General features: G+C 68.1%; 18 protein-coding genes and 1 pseudogene. 9 read left to right on the plus strand and 10 right to left on the minus strand.

The genetic code is table 11. The features are described from left to right. Nucleotides 1-212: 212 nt before the first annotated feature. Both VK98_RS11160 and VK98_RS11165 read right to left on the minus strand, forming a co-directional pair. Nucleotides 213-1,253, minus strand: coding sequence for a glycosyltransferase family 1 protein (locus VK98_RS11160; RefSeq protein WP_048414105.1), 1,041 nt, complete (start codon nt 1,251-1,253; stop codon nt 213-215). Then, complete coding sequence (locus tag VK98_RS11165) at nt 1,241-2,071, minus strand: UDP-2,3-diacylglucosamine diphosphatase (RefSeq protein WP_048414106.1); 831 nt, start codon at nt 2,069-2,071, stop codon at nt 1,241-1,243. Before VK98_RS11165 ends, VK98_RS11160 begins: the two co-directional genes overlap by 13 nt. Nucleotides 2,072-2,304: 233 nt before the next feature. Here VK98_RS11165 and VK98_RS11170 point away from each other — a divergent pair, with 233 nt between their 5' ends. Both VK98_RS11170 and VK98_RS24430 read left to right on the plus strand, forming a co-directional pair. Continuing rightward, nucleotides 2,305-2,967 carry a response regulator gene (locus VK98_RS11170; protein ID WP_048414107.1) on the plus strand — a complete coding sequence of 221 codons (663 nt, stop codon included), beginning with the start codon at nt 2,305-2,307 and terminating at the stop codon, nt 2,965-2,967. Next, complete coding sequence (locus VK98_RS24430; protein WP_048414108.1) at nt 2,964-4,316, plus strand: ATP-binding protein; 1,353 nt, start codon at nt 2,964-2,966, stop codon at nt 4,314-4,316. Before VK98_RS11170 ends, VK98_RS24430 begins: the two co-directional genes overlap by 4 nt. Before the next feature lie 125 nt (nt 4,317-4,441). Here the strand turns inward: VK98_RS24430 and VK98_RS11180 are convergent, their stop codons facing one another. Both VK98_RS11180 and VK98_RS11185 read right to left on the minus strand, forming a co-directional pair. Beyond that, nucleotides 4,442-4,843, minus strand: a complete 402-nt coding sequence (locus tag VK98_RS11180) for a hypothetical protein (protein ID WP_048414109.1) — start codon at nt 4,841-4,843, stop codon at nt 4,442-4,444. Between the two features lie 116 nt (nt 4,844-4,959). After that, the gene (locus VK98_RS11185) at nt 4,960-6,936 is read right to left on the minus strand and encodes a TonB-dependent copper receptor (protein WP_048414110.1); all 1,977 of its coding nucleotides are present in this window, start codon (nt 6,934-6,936) and stop codon (nt 4,960-4,962) included. A 120-nt stretch (nt 6,937-7,056) separates the two neighbouring features. Here VK98_RS11185 and VK98_RS11190 point away from each other — a divergent pair, with 120 nt between their 5' ends. From VK98_RS11190 to VK98_RS11210, 5 genes are all read left to right on the plus strand, one after another. Beyond that, complete coding sequence (locus VK98_RS11190) at nt 7,057-8,334, plus strand: ATP-binding protein (protein WP_048414111.1); 1,278 nt, start codon at nt 7,057-7,059, stop codon at nt 8,332-8,334. After that, on the plus strand, nt 8,334-8,858 hold the full coding sequence (locus tag VK98_RS11195; protein ID WP_048414112.1) for a response regulator transcription factor: 525 nt from the start codon (nt 8,334-8,336) through the stop codon (nt 8,856-8,858). The genes VK98_RS11190 and VK98_RS11195 overlap by 1 nt, the downstream gene beginning before the upstream one ends. 204 nt (nt 8,859-9,062) lie before the next feature. Beyond that, nucleotides 9,063-10,691, plus strand: a complete 1,629-nt coding sequence (locus tag VK98_RS11200; RefSeq protein WP_082158924.1) for a 3-(methylthio)propionyl-CoA ligase — start codon at nt 9,063-9,065, stop codon at nt 10,689-10,691. Between the two features lie 400 nt (nt 10,692-11,091). Next, complete coding sequence (locus tag VK98_RS11205) at nt 11,092-12,969, plus strand: methyl-accepting chemotaxis protein (protein ID WP_048414114.1); 1,878 nt, start codon at nt 11,092-11,094, stop codon at nt 12,967-12,969. A gap of 313 nt (nt 12,970-13,282) precedes the next feature. Next, nucleotides 13,283-15,142, plus strand: coding sequence for a tetratricopeptide repeat protein (locus VK98_RS11210; RefSeq protein WP_048414115.1), 1,860 nt, complete (start codon nt 13,283-13,285; stop codon nt 15,140-15,142). 9 nt (nt 15,143-15,151) lie between these two features. On the opposite strand, the gene VK98_RS11215 is transcribed toward VK98_RS11210, so the two are convergent. From VK98_RS11215 to VK98_RS22780, 5 genes and pseudogenes are all read right to left on the minus strand, one after another. Continuing rightward, a complete protein-coding gene (locus tag VK98_RS11215) occupies nt 15,152-16,534 on the minus strand; it encodes an FAD-binding oxidoreductase (RefSeq protein WP_048414116.1) in 1,383 nt (460 codons plus the stop codon). Between the two features lies 1 nt (nt 16,535). After that, the gene (locus tag VK98_RS11220; protein ID WP_048414117.1) at nt 16,536-17,051 is read right to left on the minus strand and encodes a cupin domain-containing protein; all 516 of its coding nucleotides are present in this window, start codon (nt 17,049-17,051) and stop codon (nt 16,536-16,538) included. A 19-nt stretch (nt 17,052-17,070) separates the two neighbouring features. Then, nucleotides 17,071-17,694, minus strand: coding sequence for a glutathione S-transferase family protein (locus VK98_RS11225; RefSeq protein ID WP_048414118.1), 624 nt, complete (start codon nt 17,692-17,694; stop codon nt 17,071-17,073). Beyond that, nucleotides 17,691-19,202: a sodium/solute symporter gene (locus tag VK98_RS11230; RefSeq protein WP_053077340.1), complete on the minus strand. Its 1,512-nt coding sequence runs from the start codon at nt 19,200-19,202 to the stop codon at nt 17,691-17,693. The genes VK98_RS11225 and VK98_RS11230 overlap by 4 nt, the downstream gene beginning before the upstream one ends. Beyond that, nucleotides 19,199-19,429 (minus strand): annotated as a pseudogene (locus tag VK98_RS22780) (DUF485 domain-containing protein); the annotation flags it as partial. The gene VK98_RS11230 and the pseudogene VK98_RS22780, both read right to left, overlap by 4 nt. A gap of 216 nt (nt 19,430-19,645) precedes the next feature. Here VK98_RS22780 and VK98_RS11235 point away from each other — a divergent pair. Next, nucleotides 19,646-19,849 (plus strand): hypothetical protein, encoded by a 204-nt coding sequence (locus VK98_RS11235; RefSeq protein ID WP_048414119.1) that lies wholly within the window; start codon nt 19,646-19,648, stop codon nt 19,847-19,849. A 27-nt stretch (nt 19,850-19,876) separates the two neighbouring features. Here VK98_RS11235 and VK98_RS11240 read toward each other — a convergent pair whose 3' ends face one another. Further along, nucleotides 19,877-21,013, minus strand: coding sequence for a sugar diacid recognition domain-containing protein (locus VK98_RS11240; RefSeq protein ID WP_048414120.1), 1,137 nt, complete (start codon nt 21,011-21,013; stop codon nt 19,877-19,879). A gap of 179 nt (nt 21,014-21,192) precedes the next feature. On the opposite strand from VK98_RS11240, the gene VK98_RS11245 reads away from it, so the two are divergent. Beyond that, on the plus strand, nt 21,193-22,518 hold the full coding sequence (locus VK98_RS11245; protein ID WP_048414121.1) for an MFS transporter: 1,326 nt from the start codon (nt 21,193-21,195) through the stop codon (nt 22,516-22,518). Nucleotides 22,519-22,554: the final 36 nt, after the last annotated feature.

Here is a 22,554-nt window from a genome sequence, read left to right on the forward strand (position 1 = left end):
GGCCGGTGTCGCATGCGCTCCGTCTTGGAGGCTGGCTTGGCGTTGCGGACTGTGCCGATTTGGCTGGCCGTGGTTATTGGCCAATGCTCAACGCGTGGAAAACTGGATGGCCGCCGGCATACTGCCATGAAAGCATTCGGAACCCTCCCTGTCGTGTTGACCTTCTCACTATAGACGCTGACGTTTCCAATGCAAGCCGGCGGACGGCGGCCTCAACTGGCCTTAGGGTCGGCCAGCGGCGCGGCCAGCGTCAGCCGCGCGGGGCGCAGATGCTGTTCGAACTGGCGGCTGGCGGCCTGCCAGGAGTAGCGCTCGGCGACGGCGCGCACGTGGCCGCGGTCCAGTTCCAGCGCCTTCAGGCAGGCGGCGCGCAGGTCGGCGTCCAGCACGCCGGCGCCGCTGTCGCCCACCACGTCCAGCGGGCCCGCCACCGGGTAGGCGGCCACCGGCGTGCCGCAGGCCATCGCCTCCAGCAGCACCAGGCCGAAGGTGTCGGTCAGGCTGGGGAACACGAAGACGTCGGCGGCGCGGTAGAAGCGCGCCAGTTCGTGCTGGGGAAAGATGCCGGCGAAGTGGACGTCCCGGTATTGCTGTTTCAGCCGCGCCAGTTGCGGGCCGTCGCCCACCACCCATTTGCTACCCGGCAAGTCCAGCTTGAGGAAGGCTTCGATGTTCTTTTCCACCGCCACCCGGCCGATGTAGACGAAGCGCGGCGGCGCGGTGCCGTCCAGCCGCTCGCGCGGGCCGGGGCTGAACAGCGCGGTGTCCACGCCGCGGCTCCACAGCTTGACGTTGCGAAAGCCGCGGGCGTTCAAGTCGTCGGCGATGGATTGGGTGGGCACCATCACGCAATGGGCGGCGTTGTGGAAGCGGCGCATCCAGGCGTAGCTGACGGCCAGCGGCAGCCGGCAGCGAGCGTGCACGTATTCCGGGAAGCGGGTGTGGTAGGCGGTGGAGAAGGCCAGGCCGTGGCGCAGGCAGTAGCGGCGCGCGGCCAGGCCCAGCGGCCCCTCGGTGGCGATGTGGACGGCCTCCGGCGCGAAGTCGGCGATGCAGGCGGCGACTTTGCGGTAGGGGAACAGCGACAGCCGGATGTCCGGGTAGGTGGGGCAGGGCAGGGTGCGGAAGTCTTGGGGCGTGATCATTTCCACCCGGTGTCCGAAGCCGGCCAGTTCGCGCGCGGTTTCGGTCAGCGAACGGACCACGCCGTTGACCTGGGGCAGCCAGGCGTCGGTGACGATCAGGATGCGCATGTCGGCTCCTTGTGGTCGGCTTGCGCCGCTTGGGGTTGCGGCTCGGCGGCCGGCTGGCCCAGCTGGGTCCAGTACAGCACTTCCAGCCGCCCGTCGGGGTGTTCCACCAGCGCGGACAGGCTCTCCACCCAGTCCCCGCTGTTGCCGTAGAGTATGCCGTCGATGTCGCGCACCTCGGCCTTGTGGATGTGGCCGCAGATCACGCCGTCGAAACCGCGCCGGCGCGCCTCGCCGGCGAGGATGATTTCGAAGTTGCTGATGAAGTTGACCGCGTTCTTGACCTTGTGCTTCAGGTATTGCGACAGCGACCAATAGGGCAGGCCCAGCTTCAGCCGCGCCCAGTTGAAGCCGCGGTTCAGCTCCAGGATCAGGGTGTAGAGGGTGTCGCCGACATAGGCCAGCCATTTGGCGTACTGGATCACGCCGTCGAATTCGTCGCCGTGCAGGATCAGCAGCCGCTTGCCGTCGGCGGTGCGGTGCTCGGCCTCCTGGCGGATGGCGATGCCGCCGAAATCCAGGCCGGCGTACTGGCGCGCCGCCTCGTCGTGGTTGCCGGGCACGTAGATCACCTTGGTGCCCTTGCGCGCCTTGCGCAGCACTTTCTGCACCACGTCGTTGTGGCTTTGCTTCCAGTACCAGGATTTTTTCAGCTGCCAGCCGTCGACGATGTCGCCGACCAGATACAGGTATTCGGATTCGTGGCAGCGCAGGAAATCCAGCAGATGGTCGGCGCGGCAGCCGGAGGTGCCGAGGTGGACGTCGGAAATCCAGATCGCGCGCAGTTGTCGGGCGCTGTCGGGGGCGGGGTCTGGCTGCATGGCGGCTCCGTCGGCCTGTGGACTGCTGGCGATGCTGACAGCGGCAGGTGACAGTCGCGTGAGATTTCGGTGACGACGCGATGAAATTTCTTGAGCGCGGCCTTTTAAGATTGTCTTAAGCGCGGTCTGTTGCAATCCGTTGCGGCAATCGGGCATCGCGGCGGCGCTTGTGACGGCGGCGAGAGCGCGTTAGGCTGCCGGGACCTTGAACGCCCGGCGACGGGGAGACGGATATGCGGGTTTTGGTGGTGGAGGACGACGCCCAGATCGGCGACGGCTTGAAAATAGGCCTGGAGCAGCTGGGTTTCGTCGCGGACTGGTTTCGCGACGGCAAGCAGGGCCTGGCGGCGCTGGGCGCCGCGCCCTACGACGCGGTGGTGCTGGATCTGGGGCTGCCGGGCATGGACGGCATGGACATCCTGTCCGCCTGGCGACGCGCGGGCCAGGACGTGCCGGTGCTGGTGTTGACCGCGCGCGACGCGCTGGCGGACCGCGTCGGCGGCCTGGACGCCGGCGCCGACGATTACCTGGTCAAGCCCTTCGCGCTGAGCGAGGTGGCGGCTCGGCTGCGCGCGCTGCATAGGCGCCGCCACGGTCAGAGCCATCCGGAATGGCGGCACGGCCGCCTCTGTCTGGACCCGGTGGCGCGCGCGGCCACGCTGGACGGCGCGCCGCTGGAGCTGACCGCGCGCGAACTGGCGCTGCTGGAACTGCTGCTCAGCCACAAGGGACGGGTGCTGCCGCGCGAGCTGATCGAGGACAAGCTCTACGGCTGGGGTCAGGAACTGGAAAGCAACGCGGTGGAGGTGCATGTGCACCATTTGCGCAAGAAGCTGGGCAGCGCCTTCATCCGCACGCTGCGCGGCGTCGGCTACACCCTGGGAGATCCGGCATGAGGGGGCCGCGCAGCCTGCAGGCGCGGCTATTGCTGCTGCTGTTGCTGATCGTGCCGGCGATCTGGCTGGTGGCTTCCGCCACCGCGGCCTGGCTGGCGCACGAGGAGGTGGACGAGCTGTTCGACACCCAGATGGGGCAGTTCGCCCGCCAGCTGTTGCTGGTGGATGTCAGCGAGGACTCGCTGATCGACCTGCCCAAGCTCAAGCATCTGCTCAAGCACGCCGACAAGGGGCAACTGGAAAACGACGACTTCGGTCTGGCGGTCTGGGACCGCCGCGGCAATCTCTTGCTTAGCGACGGCCGCGGCCGTCGCTTCGATTTCGAGCCGGAACGGCGCGGCTTCTACGATTACCGCGGCAAGGACAGCGATCACAACTGGCGCTTGATCTACCTGGCCGCGCCGGACGGTTCGCGGCTGGTGGCGGTGGGGCAGAAGCAGGGCCTGCGCCACGACATGGTGCTGAAGGTGGTGTCCGCCCAGCTGCTGCCTTGGCTGGTGGGCTTGCCGGTGATGCTGCTGCTGATCCTGCTGGCGGTGCGCCGCGAACTGGGGCCGCTCAAGCGGCTGGCCGCCGGCATCGCCCAGCGCGCGCCGGACGACAGCGAGCCGGTGTCGCGCGAGGTGCCGCGCGAAGTGCTGCCGCTGGTGGACGCGCTCAACGCCTTGTTCGCCCGCATCGCGGCCACGCTGGAACACGAGCGCCGCTTCACCGCCGACGCAGCGCACGAGCTGCGCACGCCGCTGGCGGCCTTGAAAGTGCAGGCCGAGGTGCTGGAGCTGCTGCCGGACGAGGGCCGGCGCCGGCACGCGCTGCGGCAGTTGATGCTGGGCATAGACCGCGCCACGCGGCTGGTGGAGCAGTTGCTGGCGCTGTCGCGCCTGGACCCGCTGAGCCACCCGCGCCAGGGCGAGCCCATCGCCTGGGCGACGCTGGCGGAGCGCCTGCTGGCGGAGATGACGGCGGAGGCGGCGCTCAAGGGCGTGAGGCTGGAGACGGAATGGCGCTGCGTGCCGGAACGGGCGCTGCCTTTGAGCGGCGACGAAACCCTGGTGGGACTGATGCTGCGCAATCTGCTGGAGAACGCCATCCGATACGGCGGCGAGGGCGGCGAGGCGCGGTTGGTGCTGGCCGAGGACGCGGTCAGCGTGCAGGACCGGGGTCCGGGCGTGGCGGCGGAATGGCTGGAGCGGATACGCGAACGTTTCTTCCGGCCGCCGGGCCAGGACGTGGCCGGCAGCGGCCTGGGCCTGTCCATCGTCGAGCGGGTGGCGGAGTTGCACGGCCTGCGGCTGAGCCTGTCCAATCGCGAAGGCGGTGGCTTGGAGGCCTGTTTGCGGCGGCGCTGAGGCTGCGGCAATTCGCCGCATGGGAGGGCCGGGCGAATCCGGCTATGCTGGCTGCGCTGGCCCTGACGCAGCCAGCGTTCTACATTTGGTTGCGGCCCGCCGGTTTCGGCGGGCTTTCTTTTTGCCTAGCTCGGGCGGGACGACGCGCCGAAGCGCATCAGCCAGAACAGCGCGTTGCAGACGCCGCCGGCCACGGCGCCGAGGTAGAGATTCATCAGGTCGTTGTACAGCAGCGGCTCGGCCAGCCGCGCGTAGACGAAGGTGACCGCGCTGCCGCTGAAGGCGCCGGGCAGAAAGGCGACCAGGGCCAGCAGCCAGCGCGGCCAGTGTTGCTGCCAGCCGGCGATGGGCCGGGCCAGCAGCATGCGCAGCAGGCAGAGCAGCAGGCCGAAGCCCAGCGCCGGAATCGCGCCCATCAAATAGGCCATCATCGGCACCACGCCGCTGGCCAGCAAGGCCACCAGCGGGCCGAGCAGGATGAACAGGGTCAGGCCGCAGGCGAGGATTTTCAGATAGGGCGTTTTCATCCGGCGGGAGAGGGCGGTGGCAAAAGGCCTCCAGCCTAGCAGACTGGAGGCATCGCGGCGAGAGGGCGCGCGATCAGAGCCGGTTCAAAGCCTGGCGAGCCAGTATGAGCAGGCTCTCAGAACTGTAGCTGCACGCGGCCCCACACGGTGCGGCCCGGCTCGTTGACCTGCAGGGTGCGGTCGTAGCCGGCCACCATCGCGCCGCCCTTGCTGACGCTTTCGGCGTAGGCCTTGTTGAACAGATTGTCGACGCCGAACAGCAGTTTGGCGTGCTTGTTCAGCTTCAGGCCGCCGTCCAGCGACACCACGCCGAAGCCCGGGGTCGCGCCGATGTCGGTGCCGACGATATTGCCCTGGCCCGGGGCCACGCGGTCCTGGCGCTGCACGCCGCGCACGGTCAGGCCGGCCGCGTATTTGCCGTTGTCCCATTTCAGCGCCGCCTTGGCGTCCAGCGGCGGGGTCTGTCCCAGCGGGCGGTTCTCGTCGAGGTTGGCGGCCCAGACCCAGGCCAGGCTGCCGGACAGCGTCCATTCCGGCGCGAAGCGCCAGCTGAGATCGCCTTCGAAGCCGTAGCGGCGCGCGTCGATATTGCGGGCCTTGTTGCCGATGCCGCCGGCGATGCCTTCCACCAGGATGAAGTTCTGCACGCGGCTGGCGTAGGCGGACAGCGAGCCTTGCAGCTTGTCGCCGCGGTAGAGCAGGCCGGCATCCAGCTGGCGGTTGGTTTCGCTGTTCAGGCTGTCGTTCTTGTTGCGCTCCCAGAAGTCCGGCGCGCGCTCCGCCTGGCCAAAGCCGAGGTAGCGGGTCCAATTGCCGGCGCTGTGTTCGTAACGCAGGAAGCCGGCGTTGAGCTGGTACTGGGTCTCCTGGCGGGCTTGGGCCGGCTTGCCCATGGCCGCGGCCTTGGGCTCGAACACAGCCTGGGTCTGGTCGCGGCGCAGGCCGGCGATCAGCTTGCCGCCGTCGCCCAGCGGGCGGCTGGCTTCGGCGTAGACGCCGCGGTTGTCGAAGCTTTGGTTGGGCGTGCGTGGCTGGTCCACGTACTGGCCGGCGTTGGGGCCTTTGCCCATGCGGCTGCGGTGGCGGTCGCGCAGCCAGTCGAAGCCGGCGCTGACTTCCCAGTCGCCGAAGGCCATGTCGGCGGCCAGGCGGCCGGTGTTGGCGCTGCGGTCCGGGTTCATCGCCGCGCGGTCGGCCGGCGGGGTCTGCGGGCGCAGCGAGTAGTTGTCCATCACGTGATCGACCTCGCTGTGGCCCAGTTGCAGCCGCACGGCGTCCAGCCAGCCGCTGAGGCGGCGGCGCTCGGCCTTGAAGCTCCAGGCGTCGCGGTCGAACTTGCTGCCGTCCATACCGCGGTCGGCGTAGGCGGCCTGGCCGCGGCTGCGGTCCAGCGCCAGTTCCAGCGTGGTGTCCTGATCCGGCGTCAGGCCGGCGATCAGGGTCTGGCTGTCGCGGTCGAAGCTGGAATGAACCTTATCGCCGTTGCCGTCCTTGTAGTCGCCGCCGTGGTTGCGGCTGGCGATGGCGCGCACATAGCCCAGGCTGGAGCCGAAGGCGGCGTCGGCGTAGACGTCGTTGCGGTCGGCGTTGCCGCCGGTCAGGCTGCCGTTGAAGCGCACGCCGGCCTCGTCGAAGCGCTTGGTCTTGCGTTCGAAGTTGACACCGCCGCTGATCAGGCCGGGCCCGAGCTTGACGCTTTGCGGGCCCTTGACCACGTTCACCTCGTCATAGGCGTCCGGATACAGATAGGCGGTGGGCGGGTCCATGCGACCGCCGCAGCCGCCGAACACGAAGTTGCCGTCGGCGAGAATGGCCAGGCGCGAGCCGCCCAGGCCGCGCAGCAGCGGGTCGCCGGAGGCGCCGCCCTTGCGGATCACGTTGAAGCCGGGCAGGCCCTTGAGCAGGCCGGCGCCGTCGGCGGACGGCAGCGGCTGGCGCGGCGCGCGCGGGTCCACCGACATTTTCAGCGGCTGTTCCGCCTTGGTGGCGGTGACCAGCACTTCCTCGCCGCGGAATTCCGGCAGCTCCTGGGCAAAGGAGTGGCCGACGGCGAGCGCCAGCGGGATCGGCAGCAAATACGGTTTTTTAGTCATTTTTTAGAAACTAACGTTAACAAATTTAGAGGTGACAATTCTAAGTTGCGGGGTGCGGCGGCCCAATGCGGCAAAGTGTCGCAGCGCCCCTGAGCGCGCCATGGTGATAAAGTGTCGGCCATGATTGCCGGACTCCCTGTTTCCTCTCCGCGGCTGGGCCTGACCGCGGACATCGCGCGCTCGGCGCGGCTGATAGGCTGGCTGCGTTGGCTGATGCTGTTGCTGGGCTCGACGGTGGCGCTGGTCTGCTGGTGGCAGCACGTCTACCTGCCCTGGCCTTTGCTGTCCCAGGCCCTGCTGACCCTGGCCGCGGTCAACGTCTGCCTGCCGTGGTGGCTGCGCCACGGCGGCGACCCCATGCTGGCCCTGCGCCTGGGGCTGGCCGCCGACGTGCTGGTGCTGACCGAGCTGCTGGCCTTCACCGGTGGCGCGGCCAACCCGCTGGCCTCCTTGTTCCTGCCGCCGGTGCTGTTCGCCGCCTTGCTGTCGCCGGGCCTGTTCGCCTGGGGCCTGGCGCTGGCCAGCGTCGCGGCCTACGGCCTGCTGTTCGAATGGCATCTGTCCTGGCCGGTGGATCACGGCAACGCCCTGCATATCTTCTCCATGCATTTGACCGGGATGTGGTTGAGCTTCGCGCTGTCGGCGCTGTTGATCGCCGGCTTCGTGTCCTGGCTCGCGCGACAGCTGGCGCTGCGCGAGGCGGCCTTGGCGGCGGCGCGCGAAACCCAGCTGCGCGACGAGCAATTGCTGGCGGTGGGCATGCAGGCGGCCGGCGCCGCCCATTCGCTGTCCACGCCGCTGAACACCATGACCCTGCTGGTGGACGAGTTGCTGGCCACGCGGCAGCGTGACGCCGAGCTGATGGAGGATTTGCGGCTGATGAAGGCGCAGCTGGCCAATTGCGGCAGCGCGCTGGCGCGCTTGAAGCTGGGCTCGGAGTCCGCTCCGGGGGAGACCGCGCTGTTCGCGGCCTTGGCCGAGCGGCTGGCCGGCTGGCGCTCGCTGCGGCCGGACGTGCGGCTGGACTGGCAGACGCCGCGCGGCCCGGACCCGCTGGTGGCGCTGGACCCGGCGTTCTGGCCGGCGTTTTTCAATCTGATCAACAACGCGGCCGAAGCCGGCGGCGGCGAGCTGACGGTGGCGGCGCGACTGGAACAGGGCGCCTTGCTGCTGGACATCGTCAACCATCAGGGCTGTTTGACCGAGCAGCAGCTGGAGCGCGCCGGCCTGACTCCGCTGCCGTCCGACAAGCCGGTGGGCATGGGGCTGGGCGTGATGCTGAGCCACGCCACGCTGGCGCGGCTGGGCGGTTCGCTGAGCCTGCTGAACCGGCCGGAGGGCGGCGTGCACGCGCAGGTGCGGCTGCCCTTGCTGGCGGACGATAAGGACGGAGTTTGATGCTGGATTTTCTGTTGGTGGACGACGACGAGGCCTTCGTCGCCATTCTGGCGCGCTCCCTGAGCCGGCGCGGCTTTCAGGTGGCGGCGGCCCAGAGCGCCGCGCAGGCGCTGGAGCTGGCCGGCCAAGCGCCGGCGCGCATCGTGCTGGACCTGAACCTGGACGGCGACAGCGGGCTGCGCCTGCTGCCTGCCCTGCACGCCGCCTGCCCGCGCAGCGCCATCCTGATCCTGACCGGCTACGCCAGCATCGCCACCGCGGTGGAGGCCACCAAGCTGGGCGCGGTGCAATACCTGGCCAAGCCGGCGACGGTGGACGAGATCCTGGCCGCTTTCGAGCAGCAGCAGGCCAATCCGGAGCTGCCGCTGACGCCGCAGCCGATGTCGTTGCGACGGGTGACCTGGGAGCATCTGCAACGGGTGCTTAGCGAGAACGACGGCAATATCTCCGCCACCGCGCGCGCCTTGAACATGCACCGACGCACCTTGCAGCGGATGCTGGCCAAGAAGCCGGTGAAGAGTTGAATCCCGGTTGTTGCATTGCTACAGCGCCGGCCCGCCGCGGCCGATTGGCCGAATGCGGACGGCGGCGGTCTTTGTTCTTCAATTACCCGTCAATGACGAGGGTATAAATCCGGCTTGGCCGCGCCATCAGAAAAATTGATTGGAGCGTCCACTCTAGCCGCCGTATGGTGAATGTCCATAACCATGCCAATGGAGGGGACAACCATGCTTCGCGGACAGATGATGGACCGGCCTTTGCTGATTTCCGACTTGCTGCGCCACGCCGAAACCTACCATGGCGACACGCCCATCGTGTCGCGCACCGTGGAGGGGCCCATCCATCGCTACACCTACCGCGAGGCGGCGCGGCGCGCGCGCCAGCTGGCCAACGCGCTGGCGGCGCTGGGCGTGCGCCAGGGCGATTGCGTCGGCACCCTGGCCTGGAACGGCTACCGCCATTACGAAACCTATTTCGCGGTGTCCGGCTACGGCGCGGTGTGCCACACGGTGAACCCGCGGCTGTTCGCCGAACAGATCGCCTGGATCGTCAACCACGCGGAAGACCGGGTGCTGATGTTCGACCTGAGCTTCCTGCCGCTGGTGGAGCAGATCGGCCCGCAGCTGGGCATGGTGGAAACCTTCGTGCTGATGACGGACAAGGCGCACATGCCGGCGCAGACGGGGCTGCCCAATCTCTTGTGTTACGAAGACCTGGTCAACAGCCACAGCGACCAGTTCTCATGGCCGCTGCTGGACGAAAACGCCGCGTCCAGCCTGTGCTACACCTCCGGCACCACCGGCAACCCCAAGGGCGTGCTGTTCTCGCACCGCTCCACCGTGCTGCACGCCTACGGCAGCGCCTTGCCGGACAGCTTCGACATCTCGGCTCGCGCCTGCGTGATGCCGGTGGTGCCGATGTTCCATGTCAACGCCTGGGGCCTGCCCTACAGCTGCACCATGAACGGCAGCAAGCTGGTGCTGCCCGGACCCAAGCTGGACGGCGTCAATCTGTACGAGCTGATCGAAACCGAGCAGGTCACCGTCACCGCCGGAGTGCCGACGGTGTGGATGATGCTGTTGCAGCATTGCCAGAAGAACCATCTGAAGCTGCACTCCCTGAAACGGGTGATCGCCGGCGGTTCGGCGGTGCCGGAAAGCATGATCGAGCAACTGGCGGAGCACGGCGTGGAAATGCGCCAGCTGTGGGGCATGACCGAGCTGTCGCCGTGCGGCACCACCGGCACGCCCAAACTCAAGCACGAGGGGCTGGAGCCGTCTCGCCTGCACGCGCTGCTCTCCAAACAGGGGCGGCCGATCTACGGCGTTGAGCTCCGCATCGTCGACGACGCCGGCAAGCCGCTGCCGCACGACGGCGTGGCCTTCGGCAATCTGCAGGTGCGCGGCCTGTGGGTGCTGTCGCAATACTTCCGCCGCGAACTGGACGCCAGCCACAGCGCCGACGGCTGGTTCAACACCGGCGACGTGGTGACCATAGACGCCGACGGCTTCATGCGCATCACCGACCGCACCAAGGACGTGATCAAGTCCGGCGGCGAGTGGATCAGTTCCATCGAGCTGGAGAACATCCTGGTGGGCCATCCGGCGGTGGCGGAGGCGGCGGCCATCGGCATTCCGCATCCCAAGTGGGACGAGCGGCCGCTGATGGTGGTGGTGCTCAAGCCCGGCTCCGACGCCTCGGTGGAGGAATTGCTGGGCTTTTACGAAGGCAAGATCGCCAAATGGTGGACGCCCGACGACGTGGTCTTCGTCGAGGAGCTGCCGCACACCGCCACCGGCAAATTGCAGAAAGTGCGGCTGCGCGAGCAGTTCCGCGATTATCGCTGGCGGGATTGATCCGATCAGCCGAATAGGGTGGACGAAATAGAGTAATTACGCTACAGTAGCGGCTGCACTGAAAACCGTATGGTTTTGAGGTGTTAGCCCCTCGAAATGTCGGCCGGTCCGCCGGACGACGTTTCTTCCTCGTGTTGGCCCCTGCCGTTGTCAAACCGCAGGGGGTTTTTTTTGCCCGCCGTCCGCTCCCGCCTTGTCTTTTGCCTCTGCGTTTGATCAAACAAAATCATAATCTGTCACAACCCTACCCATATTTGATATTTATAACGGGTGACATCCGTTAAACTGATCAGAATATAAATCAACAATAACAATTGGCTGCCAACGGTAAGGGGAGTGTCGCCGGAAACGCGCGGCATCAAAGCCATGGTTGTCAATCACGCGAGAAAAAAGGACTGTTATGAAATCGCTCCGTAGCCGGCTGATTGCCCTGAACGCGCTATTGATGGCGCTGTTTGGTTTGGTGCTGGTGGTCATCGTCTTCGTGCAGATGCGCACGGAAATATTGCAGGGTCTGGATCAGGAGTTCGAGGCCAGCCTGATGGGACAAAGCGCGGTGGTGACCACCTGGCTGGGCGAGAAAAAACAGCAGATCGTCGCGCAGAGCACGATGGCGTCCGAGTCCGACGCCATCCGCTTCCTCAAGACCGGCGCCAAGGCCGGCGGTTTCAACGTCAACTACGCCGGCTACGCCGACGGCCGCTCGCTGTTTTCCGACGACTGGACGGCGCCGGCCGACTACAAGGTGGCGGACCGAGACTGGTACAAGCGCGCCAAGGACAGCGGCCAGGCGGTGGTGACCGACCCCTATCTGGACGAAGCCACCAAGAAACTGACGGTGACCATTTCCGCCCCGTTCAACCACAACGGCGTCTTCGCCGGCGTGGTGGGCGGCGACGTGATGGTGGACGCGCTGGTGAAATCGGTGCTGGGCCTGAAAGTGCGCGGCAACGGCTACGCCTTCATCGTGGACAAGAAGGGCACGGTGATCGCCCACCCGCAAACCGACCTGGCCTTGAAGCCCATCACCAGCGTGGCGCCGGAACTGACGCCGGAGCGCTTGGCCGACATCGTCAGCCACGACCAGGCGTCGGAAGTGCAGATCTCCGGCCAGGCCATGTTGCTGTCGGCGCAGGAAATCCCCGGCACCAATTGGGTGATGGCGCTGGCGGCGGACCGCGCCACCGTGCTGGCGCCGTTGACCACCTTGCTCTACACCATCGCCGGCCTGACCGCGCTGGTGTTCGTGCTGATGATCCCGCTGGCCAGCCTGGTGATAGGCCGCATGCTGGCCGGCCTGGTGCGCCTGAAAAACGCGATGGAGGACATCTCCCACGGCGAGGGCGATCTGACCTTGCGGCTGAAGGACGACGGCCAGGATGAAATCGCCGCCACCGCGCGCGCCTTCAACACCTTCGTCGCCCAGCTGGCGCAGCTGTTCCGCGGCCTGAAGCAGGACGCCGCCGGCGTGGTCAACGGGGTGCAGGACGCCAGCCAGCTGGTGGCCGGCGTGGCCGACAGCTCGCGCCACATTTCCGACGTGTCCTCGTCCAACGCGGCCACGCTGGAGCAGATCACGGTATCGATCTCCCACATCGCCGACAGCGCGCGCCAGGCCGACGAACTGACCAGCCTGACCGGCGCCAGCCTGGAGGCCAGCGCCAGCAATATGCAGCGCCTGTCCAGCGGCATGGAGGGCACGGTGCAGTCGGTGCGCGGCCTGGAAACTATGCTGTCCTCGCTGGACAAGCGTTCGCAGGAAATTTCCGGCATCACCAATGTGATCCGCGACATCGCCGACCAGACCAATCTCTTGGCCTTGAACGCGGCGATCGAGGCGGCGCGCGCCGGCGAACAGGGCCGCGGCTTCGCCGTGGTGGCCGACGAAGTGCGCAAGCTGGCCGAGCGCACCGCCCAGGCCACGCTGGAAATCTCCAATATGGTCAGCGCGATCCGCGACGAAACCGGCCGCGCGGTCAACGACGTCAACCAGACCGTGGCCGCGGTGGACGAGGGCGTGGAACTGACGCGCGAAGCGGTGGCCAAGATCGAGGAAATCCGCGCCTCCATGCTGGACGTGGTGGCCAAGATGAACGAAATCTCGGATTCGACCAGCGAGCAGCACAAGGCCACCACCTCGATCGCGCAAAGCTCGGAGGCGATCAACGGCCACGTGCTGGAAAACGACGACGCCTTGCAGAACGTCAGCAGCACGCTGACCGGCTTGTCGCTCAATGCCGGCAAGATGAACGCCGAGTTCGACAAGTTCCGCCTGTAAGACGGCGAAGGCAACAACACACGGCCGGGGAGCATGCTCTTCCGGCCGTTTTCGTATCTGAAGGCGCCGCCTGTTTGCACATCCAGCCCAGTTCGGCCGGTAGGGACGGGTTTGAGGCTTGAGGCGAGGTGGGCTTCATTGCCGCTTATCCAGAGAAAGGGCCGTTGCGTCTGGAAAATCCAGGTCAAGCATGGCGAAGGGCATTACAGCGGGAAGAGATGCTGGTTACTATGCGGGAGACGATATTCAGCGGATTTCAAAAAGCGCTTATCGGGACGACGCCGGCCAGGCGCGTTCCGGGCGCTGAAAACTTATGACCGAATCGACTTCCGACGCCCTGCGAGCGGGCGCCTTGCTGGCCGCCGGCGACCTGCACGGCGCGCTGCTGGCCGCGCAAAGCGGCTTGCAGGCCCAGGCGGACAACGCAGAATTGTGGAACCTGCTGGGCGTGTGCGCCGCGCGGCTGGAGCAACTGGCGATGGCCGAGCAGTGTTGGCGCCAGGCGCTGCAATGCGATCCGCGGACTCCGGACGCGCATTACAACCTGGGACGTTGCCTGATGGCGCAGGGCCAGCTGGCGCAGGCGGAGGCGCATTACCGCGCGGAACTGGCGCAGCGCCCCGAGCACGCCGCCTGCCAGGGCAATCTGGGCGTATTGCTGGAGGAGGCGGGGCGGTTGGACGAGGCCGAGGCCCAGTATCGGCTGGCCTTGCGGCTGCGGCCGCAGTCCGCCGCCCATTGCTTCAATCTGGGCCGCTTATTGTATCGGCGGCGGCCGGAGGAGGCCGAGGACTGGCTGCGCCGGGCGCTGGCCTGCGCGCCGGACGACGTGGACGCGCTCAATCTGTTGGGACAGCGGCTGGCCGAGCGCGGCGAGCGGGCCGAGGCGGAGACGCTGTTGCGCCGGGCGCTGGTGCTGGAGGCCGGCCATGCCGGCGCGCTGACCAATCTGGGTTTGCTGTTGCAGGCGCAGCGGCGTTGGGCGGAGGCGGAAGCCTGCCTGGGCGCGGCGGCGGAGCGCGCGCCGGAACAGGCGCAGGTGCTGGGCAATCTGGCCTTGTGCCTGTGGAGGCAAGGGCGCAGCGCGGAAGCGGAGCCGCTGGCGCGCCGCGCCTTGGCGCTGGAGCCGGTCGGAGCGGAAGCGCACCAGCAATTGGCGCTGGCTTTGGCGCAGCAAGGCGGTTGGGAAGAGGCCGAAGCGACGCTGCGCGCCGGGCTGGACGCTCAGCCGCTGCACGCCGGGCTGCGCCGCAATCTGGCTTATCTGCTGCTGACCCAGCGGCGTTGGGGCGAAGGCTGGCCCTTGCACGAGGCGCGACTGGAAACCGCGCCGTCGCCGGCCCTGGCGTCGCCGCGCTGGCGCGGCGAGGAACTGGGCGGTCGCCGGCTGTTGCTGTGGTTCGAGCAGGGCTACGGCGACGCCTTGCAGATGGCGCGTTACCTGCCGCAGTTGTTGCGGCGCGGGCCTGGGCGGGTGATCGCCGCCTGCCGTCCCGCCTTGCTGCCCTTGCTGGAGGCCCAGGGCTGGCCGGTGGAGTGGCTGCCGATCGCCGGCCTGGACGGACCGTGGCCGGAGCATGATTGCCATGTGTTTTCGATGAGCTTGCCCGGCCTGCTGCAGCCGGAGCCGACGCCGGAGCCGGCCTATCTGCGCGCCGACGCCGCCGCGCGCGCGGCCTGGCGCGCGCGCTTGCCGGCCGGCGGCCGCAAGCTGGGACTGGTGTGGCGCGGCCGGCCGGAGCACGAGTTCGACCATTGCCGCTCCTTGCCGGATCTGGAGGCGCTGGTCCCGCTGCTGGCGCTGCCCGGCGTTCAGTGGCTGGCCTTGCAGCCGGACCTGAGCGAGACGGAGCGCGACTGGCTGCGCGCGCGCGGCGTGCCGGCGCTGGGGGATGAGCTGGCGGACTTCGCCGCCAGCGCCGCCTTGCTGGCGGAGCTGGACGGGGTGGCGACGGTGGACACCGCCTTCGGCCACCTGGCCGGCGCGCTGGGGCTGCCCTGCGCCTTGTTGCTGTCGGCGCGGCACGCCGACTGGCGCTGGGGACTGGAGAGCGAAACCACGCCCTGGTATCCGGGACATCGTTTGTTCCGCCAAAGCGAGCCGGGGGACTGGGCGGAGCCGTTGGCGCGGCTGGCGCGGGCGCTGCCGGACGGCTTGGGGATCAGCGCTTGAGCCGCCGGCTCACAACCACTTGCCCGGATTCATCAGCCGCTCCGGGTCCAGCGCGGCCTTGAGCGCGCGCATCAGCTCCAGAGCCAGCGGGTCCTTGTAGCGTTCCAGCCACTGCGGCTTGAGCTGGCCGATGCCGTGCTCGGCCGCCAGCGTGCCGCCCAGCCGGTAGACATGGTCGTAGACGATGGCGTTGACCGCCGGCTCGTCGTCGAACAGGTCGGCGTTGCCGGGCCGAGTGTAGCTGATGTTGTAGTGCAGATTGCCGTCGCCGGCGTGGCCGAAGGCGACGATGCGCACGCCGGGATAAGCCCGGCGCAGCGCGGCGCCGCAGTCGCGCACCAGTTGCGGCAGCGCCGAGGTGGGCACCGCGATGTCGTGCTTGATGCTGGGGCCGTCCTGTTTCTGGATTTCCGAAATCTCCTCGCGCAGCAGCCACAGCTTGCGCCGCTCGGCCTCGCTTTGCGCCACCACGCCGTCGCGCGGGGTCTGCCCGGCCAGCCATTCCAGCAGCGCCTCGTTCAGCGCGGCGTCGTCGCCGCCGTCGGACAATTCGATCAACAGCAGCCACGGCGCGGTGAACGGCAGCTGGCCGGGACGGTGGCGTGCTATCGCCTGCTGGCAGTCCGCCTCTATCACCTCGAAGGCGGTGAGGCGGTCGTCGAAGCGCTGACGCAGGCCGTTGAGCCAGACGATGGCGGTTTCGATGTCGTCGACGCCGATCAGCGCGGTGGCGCGGGCGCTGGGCTGGGGGAACAGCTTCAGCGTGGCGGCGGTGATCAGGCCCAGTTGGCCCTCGGCGCCGATGAACCATTGCTTGAGGTCCAGGCCGGTGGTGTCCTTGCGCAGGCCGGCCAGCGCGTCCAGCACTCGGCCGTCCGGCAGCACCACCTCCAGGCCCAACGTCAGTTCGCGCATAGTGCCGTAGCGCAGCACCGCCACGCCGCCGGCGTTGGTGGACAGGTTGCCGCCGATCTGGCAGCTGCCTTCCGAGGCCAGCGACAGCGGAAACAGCCGGCCGGCCTGTTCCGCCGCCAACTGCACCTCGCGCAATGTGGCGCCGGCCTCCACGGTGATGGCGTTGTTGTCTGGGTCCAGCTTGCGCACCGCGCGCAGCCGCCGCATCGCCACCACCAATTGGCGGCCGCTGGCGTCAGGCGTGGCCGCGCCGCAGGTGGAGGTGTTGCCGCCCTGCGGCACGATGGCCACCTGGTGGCGGCGGCAGAGCTTGACCAGCTCCGCGGCCTCGGCGGCGCTGCCGGGCAGCGCCACCGCCAGCGGGCGGCCCTGGTAGCGGCGGCGCCAGTCCAGGGTGTAGGGCGCGGTGTCGGCGGCGTCGGTCAGCAGATGGGCCGGGCCGATCAGGGACGCGGCGGCCTGGAGAAAATCGTTCATGTCAGAAAGGGCCTCCGGCCGCGCGCAGCAGGTCGGGCAGGCCGTCGTGATCGCCCAGCGGCCGCTCGGGCGCGTCGCCCCAGTGCAGCGCGCCGATGGCGGCGTTGCGCGCCGGGTGCAGCGGGTAGTGCACCTGATTGTCGGCGCGATTGACGTCGCCGACGCAGAGCAGGCGCACCGGTCGCTCGGTATTGTTGATGAAGGTGTGGGCCAGGCCGGTGCCGGCCTTGAAGCCCACCGAATCGCCGGGCCGCAGCCGGTGCAGCGCGCCGTCCAGCCAGACGTCGGGTTCGCCCTCCAGCACGTGGACGAACTCGTCCTCGGTTTTTTCGGCGTGCGGCCAACTGGTGCGCTGGCCCGGCTCCAGCAATTCGTGGTGGATGCCGAGGCGGGCGAAGCCGTAATGCTTGCCCAGCGCCGCGCCGCGCGCCAGCGGCTCCCGGCTGTCGGGGTAGCTTTGCGAGTCGGCTTCGATCAACTCGCTCCAGTGTCGGATGCAATCGGGACGGGACGGCATGGGCGGGCTCCGTGGAGGCTCAGTCGGGAATGTCCGGCGCCATCAGCACGTCGGGGTGCTGCCAGCCCGGCTGCTGGGCGATGCGTTCCAGCCAGGCCTGGACCTGCGGCCAGCCGGCGACGTCGAGGCCGGTGTCGGCCAGCCACCACAGATAGGCGCTGGCGGACAGGTCGGCGATGCTCAGCCGCTGGCCGGCGAGGAAGGGCTGTTCGGCCAGGGCGGCGTTCAGGGTGTCCAGATCGGCGCGCGCGCGCTGTTCCAGCCAGGCCTCCACTTCCGGCTGCGGCAGGCGGTTCAGCCGCGACCAGCGCAGATTGGGCACCGACAAGCCGACGCGGTTGGCTTCCCAGCTCAGCCATTCGCGCACGGTTTCGCGGCTGCCGTGCTCGCCGCTGAGCTGGCCGAAATTATTGGCCAGCCATTGCAGGATGGCGTTGGACTGGCACAGCACGGTGCCGTCGGCCACCAGCACCGGCACTTCGCCGAAGCGGCTGGCGGCGCGGAAATCTTCCGGGCGCTGCTCGCGCGGCACGGCCAGGTCCACGTGGACGTAATCATGGGAAACATCGGCCAGCATCAGCGCCAGGCGCACCTTGTAGCTGTGGCCGGACAGGCGGTTGCCGTAAAGAGTCAGTGTGGTCATGAGCGTTGGGATCGATTCGAAGTTTCGCTAGCCGATGATACCGCCGTTGCGCCGCGGCGCGAACCCAGCCAAGCCAGCGCAAAGGCCAGCGGCACCGAGAACAAGGCCGGGTTGGCGTAAGGGAACAGCGGCTTGGCGTGGCCCAGCGCGCCCACCCAGACCGCCGGACCGGCCACGATCAGCGCCGCCGCCGCGGCCAGCCCGCCCAGGCTGCCCCACAGCGCGCCGCGAGCGCTGAGGCCGGGCCAGTGCAGGGCCAGCAGCAGCACTGGGAAGTTGGCGGAGGCGGCGATGGCGAAGGCCAGGCCCATCAGGAAGGCGATGTTCTGTTGCTGGAACAGCGTGGACAGCAGCAGCGCCAGCAGGCCCAGGCCGACGGTGGCCCATCGCGACACCCGCAGTTCGGCGTTGGCGTCGGCGCGGCCGCGCCGCCACCAGGCGGCGTAGAGGTCATGGCTGATGGCGCTGGCGCCGGCCATGGCCAGGCCGGCCACCACCGCCAGAATGGTGGCGAAGGCCACCGCCGCCACCAGGCCCTGCCAGACGGGTCCGCCCAGCAGGGTGGCCAGGTGGATGGCGGCCATATTGCCGCCGCCCAGCAGCTTGCCGGCGGCGTCGTGGAAGCCGGGCTCCGGCGTCACCAAGGCCAGCGCGCCGTAGCCGATGACGATGTTGACGGCGAAGAACAGCGCGATCAGGCCGGTGGCGAAGCAGGCGGACTGACGCGCGGCGCGGCGGTCCGGCACGGTAAAGAAGCGCATCAGCACATGGGGCAGGCCCAGCAGACCCAGGCACAGGCCCAGGCCCAGCGACAACACTTCCAGCGGCTCGCTCAGCGCCGGACTGGGCAGAAAGGCCTGCGGCCCGCGCAGCGCCTCGACGGCGGCGAACAGCCGCGCCGGATCGCCGCCGAAGCGCGCCAGCACGCCGCCGGCCAGCAGCAGCGCGCAGCCGAACATCAGCGCCGCCTTGACCATCTGCACCCAGGTGGTGGCCAGCATGCCGCCCAGCGCCACGTAGAGCACCATCAGCGCCCCCACCAGGCTCACGGCGGCGAGATAGGGCAGGCCGAACAGCAGCTCGATCAGTTTGCCGGCGCCCACCATCTGCACGATCAGGTAGAACAGCGTCACCGTCAGCGAGTTGACGCTGGCGGCCAGCCGCACCCCGTCGTGGTCGAAGCGCCGGCCCAGCACCGCGGCGACGGTGTAGCAGCCGCTGCCGCGCAGCTTCTCCGCCAGCAACAGCAGCAATAGCGGCCAGCCGGCCAGGGTGCCGACGGCGTAGGCCAGCGAATCGTAGCCCTGGGACAAATACATGCCGGCGGCGCCGAGGAAGGCCGCCGCGGACAGATAATCGCCGGCCAACGCCAGGCCGTTCTGCCAGCCGCGGATGCGGCCGCCGGCGGTGTAGAAATCGCCGGCCGAGGCGGTGCGCCGCGCGGCGGCGGCGGTGATGGCCAGGGTCAGCAGCACGAACAATAGGAAAAAGGCGGAGGCGTGGCTCATGAAGGCTCCGAGTCGTCGGCGCGGCCGGCGGCCAGCGCGTAGCCGGCGGCCAGCAGGAAGAACAGCAGGAACATGGCCAGCGCCAGCAGGACGGACGCCGGCCAGCTGGCGAGCTTGGCTTCCAGCCAGGCCGGGCGCAGCGCCAGCAGCAGGTAGTAGCCCAGGCAGCCGGCTGCGGCGGTCCAGGCCAGCCGGCGGGAGAGTGAGGTGGTCCGCGTCATGGCAGCGAATTCGGGAGAAAAGCGCTAGTGTAGCGCATCCGGTCGCGCCGACGCCTTCCGGCCCGAGGACGACGATGCGCTGCTGGCCGGCATGATGGATCCGATGGAGAAAACCACCGCCCAGGCCGGGGCCGCCATCGACGAGGCCTTGAGTTGCATCGAAGCCTCCAACCGCGGCATCGCCACCATGGAGGCGCGCGCCAACGGCAAGCGGGTGGCGTGATGGGAGCGGCCGACAAGATGTGGGACGCCTTGACCACCGTGATCAAAATGAACGACAAGGTGGAACGGATGGCCGGGGCGATGAAAAGCCAGCAAGCCAAGATAGAAAGCCTGGCCGAGCGGGTGATCCGCCTTGAGACGCTGCTGGAGATCGCGCTGGCGCAGCAGGGCGCGAAGCCGACGCGGCTGAAGCGGATAGGCTAGCAGCCAGAGGGCGGGGACGACTGAGCTTCAAGCCAGCAGCAGCGCGATATAAAGCCGGAAACGGTCCTCGTGCCGTTGCAGGTCCAGACCGGTGATCTCGGCGATGCGGTCCAGCCGGTAATCCAGGGTGTTGCGGTGGATGTGCAGCGCCCGCGCGGTGGCGCCGGGATGGAATTGGTGGGCGAACCAGATTTCGGCGGTGCGGCGCAGTCCGCTCTTGCCGGTCTGCTCCAGCCGCCGCAGCGGCAGTCGCAGTTGCTGGGCCTGCCAGCCGTGGTCGAGGTCGGACAACAACACCGGCAGCGCCAGATCGTAATAGCTGTGCGAGCGCCGTTCCGCTTGCCGTTGCCGGCCGATTCGGGCGGCGGCGCGCGCGCTGCGGCAGGATTGAGCCGCGCCGTCGCGGCCGGGCAACGCAATGCCCATGCCCAAGTGGTAATCCGGCGCTTCCGCCTGTTCCAGCCAGGCGCTCAGCGCTTGCAGCCGCCGCTGTAGCTGTGCTTCGCGTTCGGTTTCGTCATTGTCGTCGCAGGCCTCCACCAGCACCAGTTCATAAGGACCGGCGGCCGCGCTCAGCAAGCGCGGCCAGCGCACGGCAAGCGCCGCTTGCAGCTGGTGCAGCGCCGCCTGGGCCTGGTCGGCGGCCAAGCTCTCTTCATCCAGCTGCAGGCTCAGCGCCACGTGGTGTTGCTCCAGCCGCAGTCCCAGCCGTTGGGCCCAGGCGTCCAGCGCCGCGCCGGATTCCTCGCGTATCCATTCCAGCACGAAAGCCTCGCGCTGGCGCGCGTCGTGTTGCAGCGCCCGCTGCAACTGCGCCTGCTCCAGAATCATCTCGGCGGTCAGCCGCACCAGTTCGCCGAACTGGCGCACCTGATCCGGCCGGCCGGTCAGGCCGACCACGCCCGCGATGCGGCCGTCCACATGCAAGGGCAGGTTGATGCCGGGACGCGAGCCGTGCAGCTTGCCGGCGGTGGCCTCGTCGATCTCCACCGTGCGCCGCTGCGCCAGCGCCAGCAGCGCGCCGTCGTGCAATTGCCCCAGCCGGCCGGCGTCGCCGCTGCCCAGGATCGCGCCCCGGGCGTCCATCACGTTCACGTTGAAGGGGATGATGCGCATGGTGCGGCTGACGATGTCCTGCGCGAGTTCGGCGGTCAGAATGGGCATGGCGTTTCCGGAGTTTATGCGTTTGCATAATATATTCCGGTTTTTTCCCGTCATAAACCAGACGTTTGCACGAGGTATTTTCCGGCGGCGCTGACCAGAATGAGCGACGCAATACAAAAACAATATTCATCGGAACCAAGGAGAGGCGCCGGAGGGAATGGCCCCCGCGCGCAGAGGAGATGGATTTGAACCCTAGCGACACCCTGAGCGCGCCGCGGCAGGACATTCTGGCCGGCGCTTACAAGAAAGCCGTGTGGCGGCTGATTCCCTTCATTTTCGTTTGTTATCTGTTCAACTATCTGGACCGCGTCAACGTCGGCTTCGCCAAACTGGAGATGCTGGACGCGCTGGGTCTGAGCGAAACCGTCTACGGCCTGGGCGCCGGCATTTTCTTCATCGGCTACGTGCTGTGCGGCGTGCCCAGCAATCTGATGCTGCACAAGGTGGGCGCGCGGCGCTGGATCGCCTTGCTGATGCTGGTGTGGGGCACGCTGTCCGCCTGCCTGATGTTCGTGTCCACGCCGCAGTCCTTCTATCTGCTGCGCTTTTTCACCGGCGTGGCCGAGGCCGGCTTCTTCCCCGGCATCGTGCTGTATTTCACTCGCTGGTTCCCGGCCGACAAGCGCGGCCAGGTGATGGCGCTGTTCATGTCGGCGATTCCGGTGTCCGGCGTGCTGGGCGGCCCGCTGTCCGGCTGGATGCTGCAGCATTTCGCCGCCGGGCAGGGTGGCCTGGCCGGCTGGCAATGGCTGTTCCTGCTGCAAGGCCTGCCCACGGTGCTGCTGGGCCTGGGCGTGTACTTCTATCTGAACGACGGCATCGCCCAGGCGCGCTGGCTGAGCGCGGAAGAGAAGGCGGCGATGCAACAGGCGCTGATCGACGACGAGGCGCGGCGCGCGGCGCAGCGTCCGATGGAGCAGTCTTTCGCCAGCGTGCTGCGCAACGCCAATGTCTGGATGCTGGGCGCGATCTATTTCGCCATCCAGATGGGGGTGTACGCGATCAACTTCTGGTTGCCGTCCATCATCAAGGGCCTGGGCTTCCAGAGCGCCGGCGTCATCGGCTGGCTCAGCGCCTTGCCCTATCTGGCCGCCTGCTTCTTCATGGTCTGGGTCGGCCGTTCCGGCGACCGGCGCGGCGAACGCCGCTGGCATGTGGTGCTGCCGCTGCTGATGGGCGTGGCCGGCCTGCTGCTGGCGGCCAATAGCGGCGGCGCGGTCTGGCTGTCCATGCTGGGCCTGACACTGGCCACCATGGGCGCTTTGGCCGGGCTGTCGATGTTCTGGCCGCTGCCCACCGCCTTCCTAGGCAGCGCCGCCGCCGCCGGCGGGCTGGCGCTGATCAACTCGCTGGGTCAGGTGGCAGGCTTCGTCAGCCCCTTCCTGGTGGGCTGGATCAAGGATATGACCCACAGCACCGATCCGGCGCTGTACATCCTGTCCGGTGTGATGCTGGCCGGCGCCTTGCTGGTGCTGAGGATTCCGCCGCGGCTGGTCAATCGCTAATATCTTGCTCTTGTCATCTCTCGTGATTGAAAACCG

Origin of the sequence: Chromobacterium sp. LK11 (assembly GCF_001043705.1) — a bacterium.
Lineage (GTDB): Bacteria > Pseudomonadota > Gammaproteobacteria > Burkholderiales > Chromobacteriaceae > Chromobacterium > Chromobacterium alkanivorans.

What these genes read in the sequence shown, in the direction of transcription:
- VK98_RS11160 (WP_048414105.1), bottom strand. Translation starts at nt 1,253, where the DNA reads ATGCGCATCCTGATCGTCACCGACGCCTGGCTGCCCCAGGTCAACGGC.
- VK98_RS11165 (WP_048414106.1), bottom strand. Translation starts at nt 2,071, where the DNA reads ATGCAGCCAGACCCCGCCCCCGACAGCGCCCGACAACTGCGCGCGATC.
- VK98_RS11170 (WP_048414107.1), top strand. Translation starts at nt 2,305, where the DNA reads ATGCGGGTTTTGGTGGTGGAGGACGACGCCCAGATCGGCGACGGCTTG.
- VK98_RS24430 (WP_048414108.1), top strand. Translation starts at nt 2,964, where the DNA reads ATGAGGGGGCCGCGCAGCCTGCAGGCGCGGCTATTGCTGCTGCTGTTG.
- VK98_RS11180 (WP_048414109.1), bottom strand. Translation starts at nt 4,843, where the DNA reads ATGAAAACGCCCTATCTGAAAATCCTCGCCTGCGGCCTGACCCTGTTC.
- VK98_RS11185 (WP_048414110.1), bottom strand. Translation starts at nt 6,936, where the DNA reads ATGACTAAAAAACCGTATTTGCTGCCGATCCCGCTGGCGCTCGCCGTC.
- VK98_RS11190 (WP_048414111.1), top strand. Translation starts at nt 7,057, where the DNA reads ATGATTGCCGGACTCCCTGTTTCCTCTCCGCGGCTGGGCCTGACCGCG.
- VK98_RS11195 (WP_048414112.1), top strand. Translation starts at nt 8,334, where the DNA reads ATGCTGGATTTTCTGTTGGTGGACGACGACGAGGCCTTCGTCGCCATT.
- VK98_RS11200 (WP_082158924.1), top strand. Translation starts at nt 9,063, where the DNA reads ATGCTTCGCGGACAGATGATGGACCGGCCTTTGCTGATTTCCGACTTG.
- VK98_RS11205 (WP_048414114.1), top strand. Translation starts at nt 11,092, where the DNA reads ATGAAATCGCTCCGTAGCCGGCTGATTGCCCTGAACGCGCTATTGATG.
- VK98_RS11210 (WP_048414115.1), top strand. Translation starts at nt 13,283, where the DNA reads ATGACCGAATCGACTTCCGACGCCCTGCGAGCGGGCGCCTTGCTGGCC.
- VK98_RS11215 (WP_048414116.1), bottom strand. Translation starts at nt 16,534, where the DNA reads ATGAACGATTTTCTCCAGGCCGCCGCGTCCCTGATCGGCCCGGCCCAT.
- VK98_RS11220 (WP_048414117.1), bottom strand. Translation starts at nt 17,051, where the DNA reads ATGCCGTCCCGTCCCGATTGCATCCGACACTGGAGCGAGTTGATCGAA.
- VK98_RS11225 (WP_048414118.1), bottom strand. Translation starts at nt 17,694, where the DNA reads ATGACCACACTGACTCTTTACGGCAACCGCCTGTCCGGCCACAGCTAC.
- VK98_RS11230 (WP_053077340.1), bottom strand. Translation starts at nt 19,202, where the DNA reads ATGAGCCACGCCTCCGCCTTTTTCCTATTGTTCGTGCTGCTGACCCTG.
- VK98_RS11235 (WP_048414119.1), top strand. Translation starts at nt 19,646, where the DNA reads ATGGGAGCGGCCGACAAGATGTGGGACGCCTTGACCACCGTGATCAAA.
- VK98_RS11240 (WP_048414120.1), bottom strand. Translation starts at nt 21,013, where the DNA reads ATGCCCATTCTGACCGCCGAACTCGCGCAGGACATCGTCAGCCGCACC.
- VK98_RS11245 (WP_048414121.1), top strand. Translation starts at nt 21,193, where the DNA reads ATGGATTTGAACCCTAGCGACACCCTGAGCGCGCCGCGGCAGGACATT.